Source organism: Noviherbaspirillum soli, assembly GCF_015352955.1.
Classification (GTDB): domain Bacteria; phylum Pseudomonadota; class Gammaproteobacteria; order Burkholderiales; family Burkholderiaceae_D; genus Noviherbaspirillum_A; species Noviherbaspirillum_A soli.
Map to the genome: position 1 here is coordinate 386,500 of NZ_JACYOX010000002.1, position 16,734 is coordinate 403,233.

General features: G+C 46.2%; 13 protein-coding genes and 1 pseudogene. 9 read left to right on the forward strand and 5 right to left on the reverse strand.

Translation table 11 applies throughout. The annotated features are described in order from the left end of the window. The first annotated feature begins 18 nt into the window (after nt 1–18). The 9 genes from IGW04_RS04005 to IGW04_RS26180 all read left to right on the forward strand — a co-directional run bounded on the left by IGW04_RS04005 (nt 19) and on the right by IGW04_RS26180 (nt 11,961). Nucleotides 19–2,232 carry a polysaccharide biosynthesis tyrosine autokinase gene (locus IGW04_RS04005; protein ID WP_228526817.1) on the forward strand — a complete coding sequence of 738 codons (2,214 nt, stop codon included), beginning with the start codon at nt 19–21 and terminating at the stop codon, nt 2,230–2,232. Nucleotides 2,233–2,772: 540 nt separating this feature from the next. Beyond that, nucleotides 2,773–3,906 carry a DUF1972 domain-containing protein gene (locus tag IGW04_RS04010; protein WP_194711728.1) on the forward strand — a complete coding sequence of 378 codons (1,134 nt, stop codon included), beginning with the start codon at nt 2,773–2,775 and terminating at the stop codon, nt 3,904–3,906. Between the two features lie 244 nt (nt 3,907–4,150). Next, nucleotides 4,151–5,617, forward strand: coding sequence for a flippase (locus IGW04_RS04015; protein ID WP_194711729.1), 1,467 nt, complete (start codon nt 4,151–4,153; stop codon nt 5,615–5,617). A gap of 2 nt (nt 5,618–5,619) precedes the next feature. After that, nucleotides 5,620–6,600 (forward strand): hypothetical protein, encoded by a 981-nt coding sequence (locus IGW04_RS04020; protein ID WP_194711730.1) that lies wholly within the window; start codon nt 5,620–5,622, stop codon nt 6,598–6,600. 347 nt (nt 6,601–6,947) lie between these two features. Further along, nucleotides 6,948–8,258 (forward strand): O-antigen ligase family protein, encoded by a 1,311-nt coding sequence (locus tag IGW04_RS04025; RefSeq protein WP_194711731.1) that lies wholly within the window; start codon nt 6,948–6,950, stop codon nt 8,256–8,258. Beyond that, a complete protein-coding gene (locus tag IGW04_RS04030) occupies nt 8,255–9,202 on the forward strand; it encodes a glycosyltransferase family 2 protein (RefSeq protein WP_194711732.1) in 948 nt (315 codons plus the stop codon). The genes IGW04_RS04025 and IGW04_RS04030 overlap by 4 nt, the downstream gene beginning before the upstream one ends. Then, nucleotides 9,199–9,804 (forward strand): serine O-acetyltransferase, encoded by a 606-nt coding sequence (locus IGW04_RS26095; RefSeq protein WP_194711733.1) that lies wholly within the window; start codon nt 9,199–9,201, stop codon nt 9,802–9,804. Before IGW04_RS04030 ends, IGW04_RS26095 begins: the two co-directional genes overlap by 4 nt. A gap of 78 nt (nt 9,805–9,882) precedes the next feature. Continuing rightward, the gene (locus IGW04_RS04040; protein ID WP_194711734.1) at nt 9,883–11,058 is read left to right on the forward strand and encodes a glycosyltransferase family 4 protein; all 1,176 of its coding nucleotides are present in this window, start codon (nt 9,883–9,885) and stop codon (nt 11,056–11,058) included. A gap of 561 nt (nt 11,059–11,619) precedes the next feature. Next, nucleotides 11,620–11,961: an acyltransferase gene (locus tag IGW04_RS26180; RefSeq protein ID WP_407672032.1), complete on the forward strand. Its 342-nt coding sequence runs from the start codon at nt 11,620–11,622 to the stop codon at nt 11,959–11,961. A 531-nt stretch (nt 11,962–12,492) separates the two neighbouring features. On the opposite strand, the gene IGW04_RS04050 is transcribed toward IGW04_RS26180, so the two are convergent. From IGW04_RS04050 to IGW04_RS04070, 5 genes and pseudogenes are all read right to left on the reverse strand, one after another. Continuing rightward, on the reverse strand, nt 12,493–13,587 hold the full coding sequence (locus IGW04_RS04050) for a hypothetical protein (RefSeq protein WP_194711736.1): 1,095 nt from the start codon (nt 13,585–13,587) through the stop codon (nt 12,493–12,495). Between the two features lie 161 nt (nt 13,588–13,748). Then, nucleotides 13,749–15,236, reverse strand: coding sequence for a hypothetical protein (locus IGW04_RS04055; RefSeq protein ID WP_194711737.1), 1,488 nt, complete (start codon nt 15,234–15,236; stop codon nt 13,749–13,751). A gap of 166 nt (nt 15,237–15,402) precedes the next feature. Continuing rightward, nucleotides 15,403–15,663, reverse strand: coding sequence for a hypothetical protein (locus IGW04_RS04060; protein WP_194711738.1), 261 nt, complete (start codon nt 15,661–15,663; stop codon nt 15,403–15,405). 367 nt (nt 15,664–16,030) lie between these two features. Then, on the reverse strand, nt 16,031–16,255 hold the full coding sequence (locus IGW04_RS04065; RefSeq protein WP_194711739.1) for a hypothetical protein: 225 nt from the start codon (nt 16,253–16,255) through the stop codon (nt 16,031–16,033). A 295-nt stretch (nt 16,256–16,550) separates the two neighbouring features. Then, nucleotides 16,551–16,734 (reverse strand): annotated as a pseudogene (locus IGW04_RS04070) (IS110 family transposase); the annotation flags it as partial.

Here is a 16,734-nt window from a genome sequence, read left to right on the forward strand (position 1 = left end):
AATCAGCCTCTACCACCAATGGCGCAACCGATTGCGCAGTCCTATGAGCAGGACGACGATACGCTGGACCTCGCCAGCTACCTTGATGTGCTGCTGGACAGCCGCTGGCTCATCGCCTCCATTGCGCTGGTGATCACACTGCTGGGCGCTGGCTATGCCTTCCTGGCCACGCCGATCTACCAGGCCAACATCCTGATCCAGGTGGAAGACAGCGCCTCGTCGTCCAAGAACATCCTGGGCGACATGGCAAGCATGTTCGACCTCAAGACCGCCGCCACCGCGGAAATGGAAATCCTGCGTTCGCGCTTCGTGGTGACGCGTGCGGTCAACAATACCCGCCAGTACATCAGCGTCCAGCCCAAATACTTTCCGCTGCTCGGCGCCTGGAATGCGAGGCGCTCGAAGCAGTTGTCCGAGCCGGGTCTGTTCGGGTTTGCGGCCGGTTATGTCTGGGGCGCTGAACAGGCCGAAGTCCCACTGTTCAACGTGCCCGACAGCCTGCAAAACGAGCCGTTTCTGATCACCGCAGACGGCAAGGGCGGTTTTCGCCTTACCCAGGAAGACGCCAACATCGACCTGACGGGCCGCACCGGCGAAACGCTGAAACAGCGTACCGAGCAGGGCGACATCGAGTTGCGTGTGGACGTGCTGGAAGCCAAGGAGGGCGCGCAATTCAAACTGGTGCGCGCCCCGATCACCGACACCGTGGAAAAGCTTCAGGCCGAACTTGCAATCGCTGAAAAAGGCAAGCAGTCAGGCATCATTTCCGTCTCGCTCGAAGGCGCTGACAGGGCGAAGACTGTCAACATGCTGAATGAAATCGCCCGCGAGTATGTTCGCCAGAACGTTGACCGCAAATCCGAGGAAGCCGAAAAGTCGCTGCTGTTCCTGGAAAAGCAGTTGCCCGAACTGAAGGCCAGCCTGGAGCAGGCGGAAGTCAGGTACAACAACCTGCGCAACAGCCGCGGCACCGTGGACCTGAGTGAGGAAGCCAAGTCCGTGCTGCAGCAGTCGGTACTGGCACAGACCCGCCTGGTGGAACTGAAGCAGAAGCGCGATGAACTGCAAACCCGCTTCCAGAATGAAAACCCGCTGGTCGTCTCGGTGAACCAGCAGATCCGTACCCTGGAACAGGAACTCGGCTCGGTCAATACCAAGATCAAGACCCTGCCGTCGATCGAACAGGACGTGCTACGCCTGACCCGCGACGTCAAGGTCAACACCGACCTGTACACCTCGCTGCTCAACAGCGCCCAGCAGCTGCGCCTGCTCAAGGCAAGCAAGGTCGGCAATGCCCGCCTGCTCGACTCCGCGGTACGGCCGATGAAACCACTGCGCCCCAACAAGCCCGTGGTGGTTGCGCTGGCCGTATTGATTGGCCTGTTCCTGGGCGTGATCGGCGCCTTCGTTCGCAAAAGCCTGTTTGGTGGAATCGACGATCCGCATGAAATCGAGCAGATGCTGGGTTTGACCGTCAGCGCCGCCATTCCACACAGCAAGACCCAAACCAGCCTCTACATGCACGTGCAGAACAAGGAAAAACGCGTCTCCGTACTGGCACAGGAAGATCCGAGCGACGCCGCCGTGGAAAGCCTGCGCAGCTTCCGGACCTCGCTGCAGTTTTCGATGCTGGACGCGAAGAATCGCATCGTCATGGTGACCGGACCGACGCCCGGCATTGGCAAGTCCTTCATTGCCGTGAATTTCGCCGCAGTGCTGGGCTCCACCGGGAAGAAAGTGCTGCTGATCGACGCCGATTTGCGCAAGGGCTATCTGCAACGCTACTTCGGCCTGGAACGCAAGAATGGACTTTCAGAGCTGATTGCGTCTCAGCTGACCCTAGAGCAGGCAACGCACCGCAACATCGTGGAAAACGTGGATTTCATTTCAACCGGCGAGCTCCCGCCGCGTCCCGCAGAACTGCTTTCCCATGGCAATTTCGCGGCATTCATGCACGCAGTGGCAGCGCAATATGACTTCGTCGTGATCGACACCGCGCCTGTCCTGGCGGTATCGGACGCGCTGGTCGTGGCGCCGCATGTCGGGACCATTTTCAATGTGGTACGCGGAGGCATCAGCACCATGGGCGAGATAGAGGAAGCCGTGAAGCGCTTCCGGCAGGCCGGCACGGCCGTTACCGGTGTGGTCTTTAATGACCTGAAGCCACGGGCCGGGCGTTACGGGTATGGATCGAAGTATGGGAAGTATCGGTATGCGCAGTACAAGTATTAAAGGACAAAGAAAAGAAGACAACCGGGAAAAACTTGGCGGGCACTTTTATTTACCTTAGCTCTAAAAGTAGATTGTTCTTGATTGCACTGTGTTCGTAAATGGTGCAAACAATCTTGAACCGTCCGTTTAGACAGCATTTTTGCTCCGCGCATACTTATATTGTTGCGAATTTAAAGTAAAAAATCTCTAATCTCTGGCTTGCCATGCTATCGCAGAGCAGGCAATGAATAGAACTAAAAAAATTTCTCAGAAAACAATAACGCTTAATTGTTAAGAGCTTAGGAATTTTAAAATAGCAAGTGCGATTAGAGCAGCCCATTAGTTCTTATTGATACCAACGCAAAGACCGGGCCTGTTTGCTGCTTGCGCAGGTGCCATGTCCTTAATTATTCTGAATATTGCAGGCGTACTATTTGTATTAGGTAATTGATCAAGCTTCTCAAAATTTTTTAAACGGACTTATTCTTCAAGTGCACTATTGATTTGACGAAAGTGGAAAAGGTCCTTGTTCGTAAGTAAGCACAGTTTTAAAAATTTTATATGAAAAAAACCTTAAAAATTTTGGGAATTAGAGGAATTCCTGCCAATCACGGTGGGTTTGAAACATTTGCTGAACATCTGTCGATTTATCTAGCCCGCCATGGTTGGGAAATTATAGTTTATTGCCAAGATGATAATGGAGGCGGCATTTACGAAGATGATTGGAATGGTATAAAAAGAATACATATCCCGGTCAAACAAAAAGGCACATTTGGTACTATCGTATTTGATTATATTTCCACTATTCACGCGGTTAAAGAGCCGACCTTGGTCTTAACTTTAGGATATAACACCGCCGTGTTTAATGTCTGGTATCTGTTCAAAGGTGTCACAAACATTATCAACATGGATGGCATCGAGTGGCGTCGAAAAAAATGGCCATGGGCCGCAAAGATATGGTTTTATATTAATGAAAAAATAGCTGTTTGGTGTGGAAATCATTTGGTCGCTGATCATCCTGAGATAAATAAACATCTGTTGTCACGTACTACCGAAAAAAAAATTACTACTATTGCTTATGGCGCGCATCGAATTGATAGCGCCGATGTTTCTTGTCTCATGCAATATGGGTTAATTCCAAACATGTATGCAATTATTATTGCGCGCGCTGAGCCAGAAAATTCAATCCTTGAAATGGTGCGCGCTTGGTCTCGGAAGCCGCGAGGGCGAAAGCTAGTAGTGCTTGGAAAATATACCGAGGACAATTCTTATCATCGGTTAGTCTTGAATTGCTGTTCAGAGGAAGTTTTATTCCTCGGCGCAATCTACGATACGAATGTCGTTAATGCATTGCGTTTTTATTCGTATTTTTATCTCCATGGGCACCAAGTAGGTGGCACAAACCCTTCTTTAGTTGAAGCACTAGGAGCAGGAAATGCAGTACTTGCACACGATAATCGTTTTAATCGCTGGGTTGCAGGGACCGGGGCGCGCTACTTCAGTGATGAGAATGAATTCTCCGATAATCTTGAAGAAATTCTCAATGACGAAAAGGTAGTTTCGAGTATGCGGAGTTCAAGCCTTCAGCGGCACTCGGAGGCGTTTACATGGACAAAAATTCTTGAATCGTATGAGGTATTACTTGATGCTCACTTGCCAGCGTCGACTAATCTGGAAAATATGAGGAGAGCATAAGTGACTGCCATTTTTATGAATATAAGAATCTAAATAAAAGATTATTTATAAAAATTAAGCAAAGGGTAAAAATCCGATATTTACACACTTAGACATTTTTCTATGACGTAAATCAAATATCTGATTAGCGAAAAATAAATAATTAGCGTTTACCTTAACAGATCGCAAGTCTTAAGTCTAACTCAGTCACTGCTATGTTAAAAAACTACTTTCTAGATAAGTTAACTTGATAAGTCGCCAATACATGAAAACGACGTCGCTAAAAATCAATGGCTTGATGTATACGTTGAAAACTGTGATCGCGCTTTTGTTCCCGCTGATTACGTTTCCATACATGTCTAGAACACTGGGTCCGGATGGAATAGGACTCATTAATTTTGCGACTGCATTCTCTGGATATTTCATTCTTATAGCGGGAATAGGTATACCCTATTGTGGAATACGCGAAATTGCCAAAATAAGAAACGAACAAACTGAATTATCGGCGACGGCACAAGAACTTCTTCTGATGCATATTGCCGCATCTTTTCTCTCCTTGATTTCCTATATTGTTTTAGTTAGCTTTCAAGAAGATTTGATGCGTCATCATTTACTTTTCATGGTCGTAGCCACCGCAATACCACTTGCCGCATTAAGCTTGGATTGGTTATACCAAGGGATGGAGAGATACGTCTATATTACGATTCGTAGCTTCGTTTTTTCCTTAGTCTCATTAATTGCGCTATTTACATTCGTGCATAACCCCGAACAATATGTTGAATGTGCAGCAATTGGAATTGCGTCTTCATTAGGTTCTTCGGTACTAAATTTTTGGAATGCAAGAAAAATCATTTTTGTGGTTCGCAATCGTCCTTTTATGTTTCGGCGTCATTTCAAATCTTTAGGCAAATCGTACGCCATTTTGTTGTTAAGCAACCTTTACCTCAACATAGATGTCCTATTTCTTGGATTTCTGGGAAACACTGAGAATCTCGGATACTACACAGCAGCGTCTCGCTTTTTAACTGCGGTATGGGCGCTTATATCGTCATTTGGGGCTACTTTACTTCCTCGGCTTTCATACTATAGCGAAAGCGGACAGGCTGAAGAATTTCAGCTGGTTATAAAAAAATCTATAGAAATTACAGTTTTGCTTTGTATCCCTGCTATAGCAGCTACGTTCTATTTGCGAAACGATATTATCCAAATTTTTGCAGGAGAGAAATTTTTCCCGGCAGTCGCATGTTTAAGTATTACGTTGCCTGGGCTATTATTTGCTTCTTTGTCCAATATATTTGCATGGCAAATTTTGTTTCCAAAAAACAAAGATAATAAGGTAATTACCTCTCTTGCGGCGGCCGCTATTGTTTCGCTGATCTCAAATTATTTTTTAATCGCTCATTTTTACCACGTGGGCGCTGCAATTTCCAAGCTCTTTGCCGAGGTAGTTGTTTTTATCATGTTATATATTCACGCAAAGAAGTGCTGTACTTTTTCCCTGTTTCCTTGGCATACGACAAAATTCTATATTCTGGCAACTTTCGTTATGCTTTGTAGCTTAGCATTTGTAAGAATGTATTTTCCCTCCGCTCATGCCCGACTTCTAATTTCAATCCCACTTGCAGTATTGATATTTTTCTCCGTTTTAATCGTTGCAAAAGTCGAAGTAGTTGATATTGCGTTTCAATCTGTTCTGCAAAAATTAAAAATTTTAAAAAAAGGAACTGCGTAAATATGGACCTTGTAAGGTTTTTTTTAAAAGTCGCAAGAAAAGCATATCGGAAAATATTCTTAGCTAAAAATGGCAAAATTTATACGACTCCGCTATTTGAAGAACGCGTTGAGTTTTTTGACCAAGCAGCTAACGACTTGTTGACGACTATGCTGTCGCAAGGCGCTCCGTTGATGGTGTCTAAATTTGGCACTATCGAGCTTTTCGCCATTGCAAATTTTCGGAGTATGAACCAGTCGAAATACGATTTTAGAGACTACTATGAGTACGTATTAGGCAAGCGGTGCGCCCTCTGGTGGAATGATGGCGTGCAAGCGCTTGGAACGAATGCGGGGTTTTTTCCAATCGACAACACACTGCTTCCCTACTTTCACGATGTTTATGTTGATGCAATGCAGAAGATCGACGTGCTTGGATCGTACCTAATAGCGGAAAAATTTTTTGATAAAGAATTGGCCGCCGCGAAAAGAATTAACATTGACGGATACTATGCGCCATTCTTTTATGATAACCCTTGGACCAAGATTCTTGCTGGTAAGAAAGTCCTCGTCATTCATCCATTTGAAGATAGCATTCGTTCTCAGTACAGGAAAAGGCGACTCATATGGGAAAACCCTGACCTTTTGCCAGAATTTGAACTTTTAACGATTAAGGCTGTGCAGACTATTGCAGGTGAAGAAAGTAGTTTTATAAACTGGTTTGAAGCTCTTGAATCAATGAAAAATAAAGTTTCACAGACTGAATTCGATATCGCCTTAATTGGTTGTGGAGCGTACGGTATGCCGCTCGCCGCGCATGTGAAGAAAATGGGTAAACAGGCTGTCCATTTGGCTGGATGGCTCCAAGTACTTTTTGGAATAAAAGGTAAGCGCTGGACCGACGACCCTAGGGTGGCAAAGTTAATGAACGACAGTTGGGAATTTCCACTTCCATCGGAGGTACCAAAAAAGTTTAGAAAAGTTGAAGATGGTTGTTATTGGTAAAAATAGAAAACTTATGCAGTCGCAAGGCGGCTTCTATTGATGACCGGTAAAAAATATCCTTCGTACCGCTAATAAACTATCCAGCGGGAAAGATGATTTATTTTGTCATCTAATCCTTTAAACCTTTTCGATAAACATATGGAAGGTCCTAAATTCTGAAACAAGGAAAACAGGATCAAAAAAATTGGAAAATATTTTTAACAAGGTACACGAGTATTTTGGAAAATATTCCCTGTCGGAATGCTTCACTTGAACAGCAAGATACATTCCTATAAAACTGATAAATGCCTTTTTTAGCGAAACTGATCGGGTTTTTTGAAATATGTTTATGTTTGTCTGATCTCTCTATGAAATTGTCATCAATTCATTTCCGCCCGGTAAATTCGAAAAAATCGAGATTTTCTATATTTTTTCTTTCTGTTTTTTTTCTATTTTCTTTTTCGGTAACAAAATATTTTCCTGGAATGTTGGTTGTCCAAGATGCCTATACTCTATTAATTTTCTTGTATTTTGGCGCTATTCTTTTTTTTGCAGTTTTGCAAAACAAACTGAGGTTTGGGTCTCTCGAGAAATATGGCATGGTAGTTTTATTGGCCGCCCCTGTTATGGCTGCATATGCGTCTTATGTCGAGTTTGGTCAACCGTTTATTTACGGTTATTTGAGTCAACGTCAGTTCGCTCTAATTTCTGCTACATTCGTATTTTTGCATTTATTTCGAACTAAGAAATTTTCCCTATTTGAAGTTGAGTCGGCATTATTGTTTTTGGCGTGGATTAGTTTAATCGCGAATACTTTAGGCAATATGATGATAGATCCAAACTTATTGGAAGAGCAGGCCGGTTTTAGCTCAGTAGGGATGGGGGAGGGTGATGGAAAGTTAAAGCTCGATACGGCTTTTATTATCTTTGGTTTCTTTTATTACGCTTTTTCAAACCTTCAAGTGACGAGTCGCACGAGACTGGGTTGCGCTATGTTGTTCCTTTCTTATTTGATCTTTATTTCGGGAGGTCGTTTTGCGTTAATAAGTGTGATGGCCGCGTTCTTTTTCCTACTTTTTAAGTGGAGTAAAAAATCAAGATTAATAGCTATATATGGGAGGTTAATCTTAGCGGGCTTTTTATTTATTTTGGTATTATTTTTATTCCCTTCGAACAAGGTTGATAATCTTCAAGAGAAGTTTGGTGATGCCATACACGTCGTAATGACAGGCCAGGAGTCCGAAGATGTATCAGCAAACGCTAGGATATCGGAAGTTGCGACGGCCGAGCCATACGTTAGAAAGAACTGGCTTTGGGGAAATGGATTTATAAGTAATCAATGGTCAGGTGGGTTTTATAATGTAATTGGTTATTTTCATCCCTCTGATATCGGATTTTACGGAATCATTTTCGTATTTGGCGTTTTCGGATTTTTATTATTATCTTTTCAGTTTTATTTTATATGGCATTACATCCGAGCGCTTTCTGCCAAGCGAGGCTTGCATAGCCGGTTGACGGACGCAATAAGTGGTTATTTGGTTTTCTTGGCATTTAACTCGATCACAACGGGGCGTTTTGCGTTTTCGTTCGAACAAGGCTTCTTGTTCACTGGAGTGTTGTATTGCGCAGTTAAAAAATTTAAAGTCGATATTATGGCTGATGAAAGGCGGGCGCGGTGAGTAGAACTGCAGTGGTTTTGGTGAATTATAAAGGGGCAAAAGATACAGATATGTGTCTCCTGTCGTTACATGAATGTGACCCGGTACCACTTGTCGTTTTAGTAGATAACACGCCTTATGATCCTGATCTTGCGGACGTTTTGGCCTGCTACCCTAAAGTGCATCTAATTTACTCGCCGAAAAATGCGGGTTTCGGTGCTGGAAACAATTTAGGCATTAAATGGGTACTTTCACAAACTGATTGCGAATTCATATTTATACTGAACAATGACGCTAAAGTCGAACCGGACACAATAGCGAAGCTAGAAGCCACACTAGATGTTTTTCCAAAAGCTGGAATTGCAACCCCAAGAATCGTATTTATGGATACGCCAGATAGACTTTGGTATGGTGGAGGTGAGGTAAGTTGGATTCGTGGTGCAGCCGTCGCTCCTGGTTATCTAGGCCCAAGTGATGCACCGTTAGCAATGCAACCTAGGGAAGTATCTTTCGCGAGTGGCTGCGCTTTGTTAGTGCGACGTAATCTCATGGAAAATTTACGTGGTTTCGATGAGCGCTTCTTTATGTACGAAGAAGATTTGGAGCTTTGTTTACGAGCACAGGAACTCGGTTGGCAAATTCGTTATGAGCCATCTGCACTCGTGCTGCACGTAGTGCAATCGTCCTCCCGCGGTCAACAAGGATTTGTCGGCATGTTATCGCCTCTTAACCATAATCTTTCTTTTTATACCTACCATCTTGTGCGTAACAGGTTAATAAATATGCATCTTCATGCACGAGGATTCAATTATTTACTTTTTTTAGCAGGATTTTCATCCTTGTTGCTAAAGAAAACGTTGCACTTTTTATGCTATCAGCGGTGGGATGGCATAGCAGCGATTTATAAAGGCTGGCGATCGTTTCAGAGAATGTCTTGGTCTACTTTTAGTAAAGGCAAGCTATGACGGCGCCCCGCTTGGGATGGGTAAACACTGTAAAAGAAGACATTAGAGTGTTTCAAATGGTTTACCCTCAACATGGGCTACTTAAATATTTTTATCAGCCCGGGTTAAGAGCATTGATTATATTTCGACTCTCTCAACTGTTTTACCGCTCAATAATCACTCGACCGATCTCCTATATATTAGTCACATTGAACGATATTCTATGTGGAGTATGGATTGGGCCAAAAGTGGAGGCAGGACCAGGGTTATTCTTAGGCCACCCACGCGGATTGGTCGTAAATCCAGACACAAAAATTGGAAGTTATTGCTCAATTATTCAGCGAGTTACCTTAGGCGGGCCAAGTATTACAATTGGGGATTTTGTAGAAATTAATGCAGGTGCTCAGTTGATCAGTAATGATCGCGGTCGACGATCGTTGAAAGTTGGTAACAATGTCATTATCGGTGCTGGAGCAGTGGTATTAAAAGATGTCCCAGATTGCACATTAGTCGTTGGCGTACCTGCTAAGGTTGTGAAAGAAATTTCACACGAAGATAATTGGTTTAACTATCGCCATCGTCTGAATAAGGAGCTAGGGAATTATGATAGTGGAAAGGACTGACAAGCAACCTTAAAAAGGCAGACTTTAAGACCATTCTTTTTCGACATGTAAAGATAACTTGAATATGGAGTTTGTATAGTGACCGTCAATATTGCAATGATTGAGCCCGTAGGCGGGCACGGTGGAATGGATTATTATGACTTTGGGCTTTGTAATGGAATTTCTTCGGCTAACGCAAACGTTGTTTTGTACACCAGTGATAAGACGTCTGACTATCCTAATGCAAAATTTCTAATTAAAAAATGGTATGTTGGAATATACGGAGCCACTCCAAAAACGCTGCGTGGGATTCTTTTTCTTTTATGCACTTTACGTATATTTTTCGATATTCTCAGACGAAGGATATCAATAGTTCATTTTCATTTTTTTGATGTCGGTTTTTTGCAATTGATATTATTGGTTTTGGCTAAAACTTTGCGGAAACAGGTCATTGTGACTGTCCATGATGTTGAAGGTTTTGTAGAAGGTAAAGGAAGCTTGATTCTGGCGAAAATAGCCTACAGGCTGCCTAACCATATTATCGTTCACAATGATTTTACAAAAAATGAATTAATGTCTCTTGTTAAGCGACGTGAAAGATCGGTGCATGTTATTGCTCACGGAAATTACGAGCATATCTACTCAAGGACAGTTGATAAATTTTCTGCGCGTGATGACTTAGGACTGCCTCACAACAGCAAAATTATATTGTTTTTTGGTCAAATTAAAAATGTGAAACGTTTGGATTTGTTACTTGAAGCTTTTGCTAAAGTCGTTATGTCCACCCCTAACGTATTGTTGGTGGTAGCTGGTAAAGTTGTTGATGTACCGTTTGCGGTATATGAAGAAAAAATACAACGACTAAAAATCGAAAAAAACTTGGTGTTAAAGATTCGTTATATCGAAAATTATGAGGTTCCCAATTTTTACTCCTCGGCAGATCTAGTTGTCTTGCCGTACGAACGAATTTATCAGAGTGGGGTTCTGCTGATGGCAATGACTTTCAGGAGAGCTGTAGTCGTGTCTGATATTCCAGGCATGTTGGATATTGTAAAGAGTAATCAAACCGGATATGTATTTAAGTCGGGAAGTGTAGAAAGCTTGTCACAAGTCCTTCTCAAGGCATTATCGGAGGAGGAAGAGCGCAAACTTATTGCTGTTAACGGCTCAGAATATGTGAAGAAGGAACATTCGTGGGAATCTATTGGTAGAGCGACACTGCACGTATATATGTCACTTAGTAAAAATAGAGTTGTAGATCCACGTTTTACCTAAAATTTTCGTTATGAATTTTTGGGTTTGGCTTTTAATTAGAATAACGTGCCGAGTAGAGATAAGTATAATAAATATGGAAGTTTCATAAAACCAGCAAAGTTGACCGGGTATGCGGTCCCTAGCTGTATTGCGGAGCACTTTACGAGTTTATGAGTCACTAGTTGGTACTATATCAATAAAATCTATTTATAAAATATTGATAACGAAAATTTGTTGAGAGACTTATCGTTTTGGCGGCACTGTCATATTTGAGTTGGGTTAATGCCCTGACTTGGTATTAAATACATAAGAACAAGCCTAAATATGGATGGTTTGTGTCCGAGCTCATTAAAGGAAATAAAATTTACTTATATTTTTAGGGTAATTAGAATATAGTTAATTGGGGTAAAGATTATTTTTTATAGGACAACACGATTTATGTGGAAGCTTTTTAATTCAATTCAAAAATCTGTGATATTTCCAGGGCGAATTAGAGCTCTTCTTCTTCGTATCGGTGGATGCGAAATTGCGGGTAGTGCGAGAGTCGCATCCGGTGTGTTTATAGGATCAAATAAGTTGCATATGCATTCGAACACATTTGTGAATGTAAATTGTTTTTTAGATGGATGCGCTCGCATAACATTAGAGGAATGGGTACGATTAGGTCCGCATGTAAAGATATTGACTGGTACGCACTCGTATGAAAATTCCGTATTGCGCCGCTCTCCTAGAAGTAAGAATATAAACTTACCGGTCGTTATAAAGCGAGGATCCTGGGTCGGAATGGGCGCGATGTTGCTGCCTGGTGTAACAATTGGAGAGGGTTGTATTATTGCTGCTGGGGCTGTAGTTATAAAGTCGACGTTACCAAACGGCTTATATGCTGGAAATCCCGCAAAGCGCTTGAAAGATCTGCCAACTTAAACAAACACCGAAGCATTTAGTGAAATCTCTTTTTGCAAATTATGTTGTTGATAGTAAGCTAATATGAATTATATTTTTCAATATGCCAAGTATTGGTTTGAAGAAAAATGTAATTAACGGCAATAATTTGTCATGCCGGCTTTTATTTTAGAAGATCTAAGGGGCGTCTTAATAGATAAACAACTTATAAGTCTGAAAAGTCGCTCCTCAGCAATGATCTTTATTGCAAATGAAAGTCTTATGTTGGATTGCGACACTCGCCACCGATGTTTATGACAATAATTTTGCGCTGTCTGATCGGAAGTTTAAGGACTTGGTTTTTTAAATATTAATATTTTATTGAGGATATGTCAGCGATATGGCGAGTTAGAAAAACCTCGATTACTACTGTCTTGATAAACAGCAATATCTTTAATGGGCAACCTGGATTTCCAGAGGCTTAGTGAATGGCGTCATTAGCAAAGCTAAATAAAAAATAGTCACGTAAACCCCTGCGAAGTGCTACCGGTCGATCGGGTCAAGGCTGAACCCTCAAAAACTCACCACCACCCCCGCACTCACAAACCCATACTTCTTATCAAACCGGCTAGCCGTCAAGCTGTTGTACGCAAACGGAATCTCCCCCGTAAATTGCTTGGCCATCACCTGGCCGCGTCCGAACAGGGACACATTGTCGGTCACGCGGTACATGATCTCGCCGACCAGCGTGTGGTTGTTTTCCACCGGCTTGCCGCCACGCTGGCTGATGATGTCGTCGACGTTGTTGCGCTTGACGTGCTGGTAGTCATATCCGGCGCGGAATTGCCAGTTGCCGGTCAGCCATTTGGCGGAGACGCCGGCGTGCAGGTAACGGGCGCGGTATTCGGCTTCGTTGTAGACGTTGACGCCCAGGCTGCTGTTGGCCAGGGTGAAGCGGTCCACCACCGCGCTGGCATTGCAAAACTGGGCCAGCGTACCGGTCACGCTCGTGCGGCCAAAGGCCAGGTTGTAGTTGCAGCCGTTCTGCGTCGCCGTGCCGGCGACGGAACCCAGTTGCACGCGGCTGGTGCCGACGCCGGCGAAGGCTGACACTTCGCCCTGCTGCAGCACCGGCCAGGAGGCAATCAGGTCAGCCTGGAACTGCCGGTCGCTCGGATCCTTTACGGTCACCGAGTTGAGCGTGGTGCCGGATACGGTGGTCGGCGTTGTCTTGTCCAGCCGGTCGGCATAGTTACCCCACGCGCCGACACGCGCCGCCAGTGCAGGCACCAATGCCTGCCCGTCCAGGAACTTGTACTGCGTGGCGATCTGCCAGCTGTTGATCTTGGCTTCGTCGTTGCGGTATTCAAGCCTGCGCTGCCATAGGCCGCCGTCAAGCCAGAGCGCTGGCGTGACCGCAACGCCGGCGCGCACGTGCGCTCCCTTGTAGTCGCCTACATTCGTGCCTGCATAATTGCTGTCGCGATCACGGACCTTGAACAGGTCCACCGTGTCGTTGACAACGTCGTAGGCGGCTTCAATCTCTACCTTGCCAGGCAGAGTGCCCTTGTTCGCCGACAGCAGTGCATCGAGCGGCGCCGCATGGGCGGTGGAGGCGCCTTGCGTGGCGGCGATTGCTGACAGGAGCAGCAGAGAAAACTTCTTCATACAACCTTTTGCTTGGAATCGGAAAATTAAAGGGCAGGGCATTAAGGGCGGCCGAGAGTGGCCGGCGCTTCCGCCAGACTGTGGCCATGACGCATAAAAAAGAGCGGCCACATTGTGTGTCCGCTCTTGCCGGATCGTCTGACCGCTGCCGCGTAAATGGCTTACTGGATGTTGACCAGGCCCTCGGTGCCGGGGCCGGTGACGCTATGCGTCGTGTTGGTAACGCCCACGCTCAGCACCGGCAGCAGCGTGCCGTCCTGGTAGCGCACATTCATATTGTTCGACACCACGAACTTGACCTTGAAGCTGCCCTTGATGTTGGCAAACTGGCTGGGAACGAAGCTGCTGGTGTTGTAGCTTGTATTGCCAACCACCTTCTCGACCAGCGTGCTGTAGTTCACGGTGGCGGTGTTGTTGACGATGGTAATCGGGTTGAACGACGGCTGCGCCACGGTGACATTGAACTCGTTGCCGCTGTTGTCCTTGGCGTAGACGTACACATTGGTTTGCGGCGTCAGCGAAAGGGCGACCGTGCCGCTGGTGGCGTTGCGTTGGATATGGACTTTTTCAACATCGACCTGCAGCTTGCGGCCCTGGCCGCCGACTTCTTCCAGTGCCAGGCCGACGTCGGCGACGAGGTCAACCTGGGTCCCTTCGGTCGCCGTGTATTCAAAGCCGATGGTGTTCAGGCCTGCCAGCGTGATGCCGGGGTTGCTGAACTGGCTCAGGGTGTAGGCGGTGCCGTTAAGGGTTACCGAATTGTTCTTCGGTGCGATGTAATAGGCTTTTGCCGATGGAATATCGATCGGTGCAGCCAGCGGATTCTGCAGCTGCTTGGCCAGGTCCGTCAGTTGCGAAGCATCGTTCGCATTATTCAAGGCCGTTGCCTGCTTGCCCAGATCGGTGGCGATGCTGGTGATGTCCGCGCTGGTCAATGCCACGGGTTTCAGAGTGCTGTCCTGATTGACTGTGGCCAGCGTCTTGTTGATGGCATTGGTCAGCACGGCCGAATTGGCATTGCCATTGCCGTCAAACAAGGCGGCTTCGGTCGATGCCAACAGCGTGCTGGCAAGGGAAGTAGCGGCAATGGTGTAGAGCCTGCTAGCCTGGCTGGCATCGTTTTGCGTGGCCATCACATTGGCCAGCTGTTGCACGATCTGTTGCACGGCAAGGGTTTTCTTCAGGATCGCTGTATTGCCTGGCGCAGCCGGGTCGACCTTGGTCAGGTCGGTTCCGGCAGGCAGTCCTAGTGCACTTGCCAGTTGCGCATTGGTCAGGCCCGAATCGGCCAGCAGCGTGGTCAGCGGGGAAAGAATCGCCGCGCCCGCCGGTGTTTTCAGGGCGCCCTTGAAGGCGTAACCAGTGCTGATATCGGTGCCGCCGACGCTGACCAGCGTGGCGCTGCACGCCGCGCTCAGGGTGAAGTCACCTTGGCCACTCGTCGTCGCAGTTACTTCGCCCGCATCCTGGATGCCATTTTTATTGGTGTCGCAAAAGACCGTGGCGCCATTGATATAACCGTCAACTACTTTGCCGGAGACGGCCATCGTTTGGGTGTTGCCGGTGTCAGATCCGCCGCCGCCGCCGCCGCATCCGGCCAAAGCCAAAACGAGTGCCAGATAAACGGTTTTCTTATTAAGGTTACACATCGAGTTTCCTTGAATTTACAGTTTTGAGCTTTGAAAATGCCAGTTTTTCCTAATGATAACATTTATCTTAGGAAACTTAAATCTGTGGAGTGCGTTTATGCGACGGATGACGCAATACCAAAATACGGGCGTTCTTTACGGAAAAATGTCTTTGCAGGATTAAATCTCACTGGGAAATAGATCGAGGAGTTATATGTTGAGTAAATTTGCGGTGGCTTCGGAAGGAATACGCAGGTTTGATGTCTTTCATTTTTTTGATGAAAAAAGCAAGATGTTTTAGTTTGTTGCCAAGGAATTTCATTGCAAAATGCAAGAGAGCAGGGACCTCGTGAAGAAAAATTTCGCAAAGGCTGCCTTGTTTCTCGATCGCAGGACCAGCAGACCGGGCAGATTGGTAAACCGGAACACCGGGTGCCAGCATATCCATCCTGTTTCTTGTCCCCTGTCAACTGAGAAATGATTCCTCGAAGTATGATTGCCAGACAAATAGAGGGGACGTATGGACTACTTGATATTTGCAGTTGGCTATGTCGCTCTGGTGTTGGTTGCCATCCCACTTTATGCGTTGACGGATTAAGGAGACGGTGCATCTCATTCCGGAGCGCGCGGACCATGCACGCGGGTAGAACCGCGTGGCGCCGGGCGAGCAGGCCGATCCGCTTTTCTTCTGCCAATCAGCGTGTTCGTTGCAAGCCTTGTATCGCGGAAGGTTTGCCGGCATTCCATGCTGGCCAGATCGTCCGCAAGATTCATTAAACATCCCGGTTCTTGCTTGTAATCGTCAACGTAGTCGATCAATTTTTGAAATTGAGCAGCGCCTGGGCGCTCGGGTTTCCGGGAGCGGCATTCCTCACTGTATGTCGTTTTTCTTCTGCGCCATCTCCTGCAGCCTGGACCGCAGTGTTGTTTACGTCCTGGTAATTCAGACGTAGGTAATTCAACAAGAAATTAAAATTAAAAGGCCGATAACGGCAAAGCTGCTCGGCAGGGTAGTCAGTCGGTGTTTTAACAGGGTCCAAGATGGTTCTTGATAAAACGCCATGGCTTGAGTGGCAAATAATTCAATCCCTCTTTTTCCGGCAGATGGGCGGTCGGCTCCAAAACGCAACCGTCCAATGTTTGACTTGCCCGCGCACCGGCTGGGGTCGACATCGGGATAGCCGATTTTCCTTGGCGCATGCGAAAAATGCAGGTTGATATTGGTTCCACGCCAAAACCAACACTAGCGCATTTCCAGCCTGACTGGCATCCACCGGCCAAGCAGGATTGCCTTTGGCAGAGTCGCCCGAGGGTTAGTAGATACTGTTATGCCCGTCAAGCTCCATGTAACGTTGGATCAAAGGCCTTGCGTGACTTAAGCACGCCAAAGGCCACATGGATGAGCTTGCGCATCATGGCGCCGATGATGAGCATGGGCGGCTTTCCCGCCGTAGCCAGGCGCTGGCGGAACACGGCGCCCCATGCTGTCCTGTGCAAGGCCACCATGGCAGGCATGTAG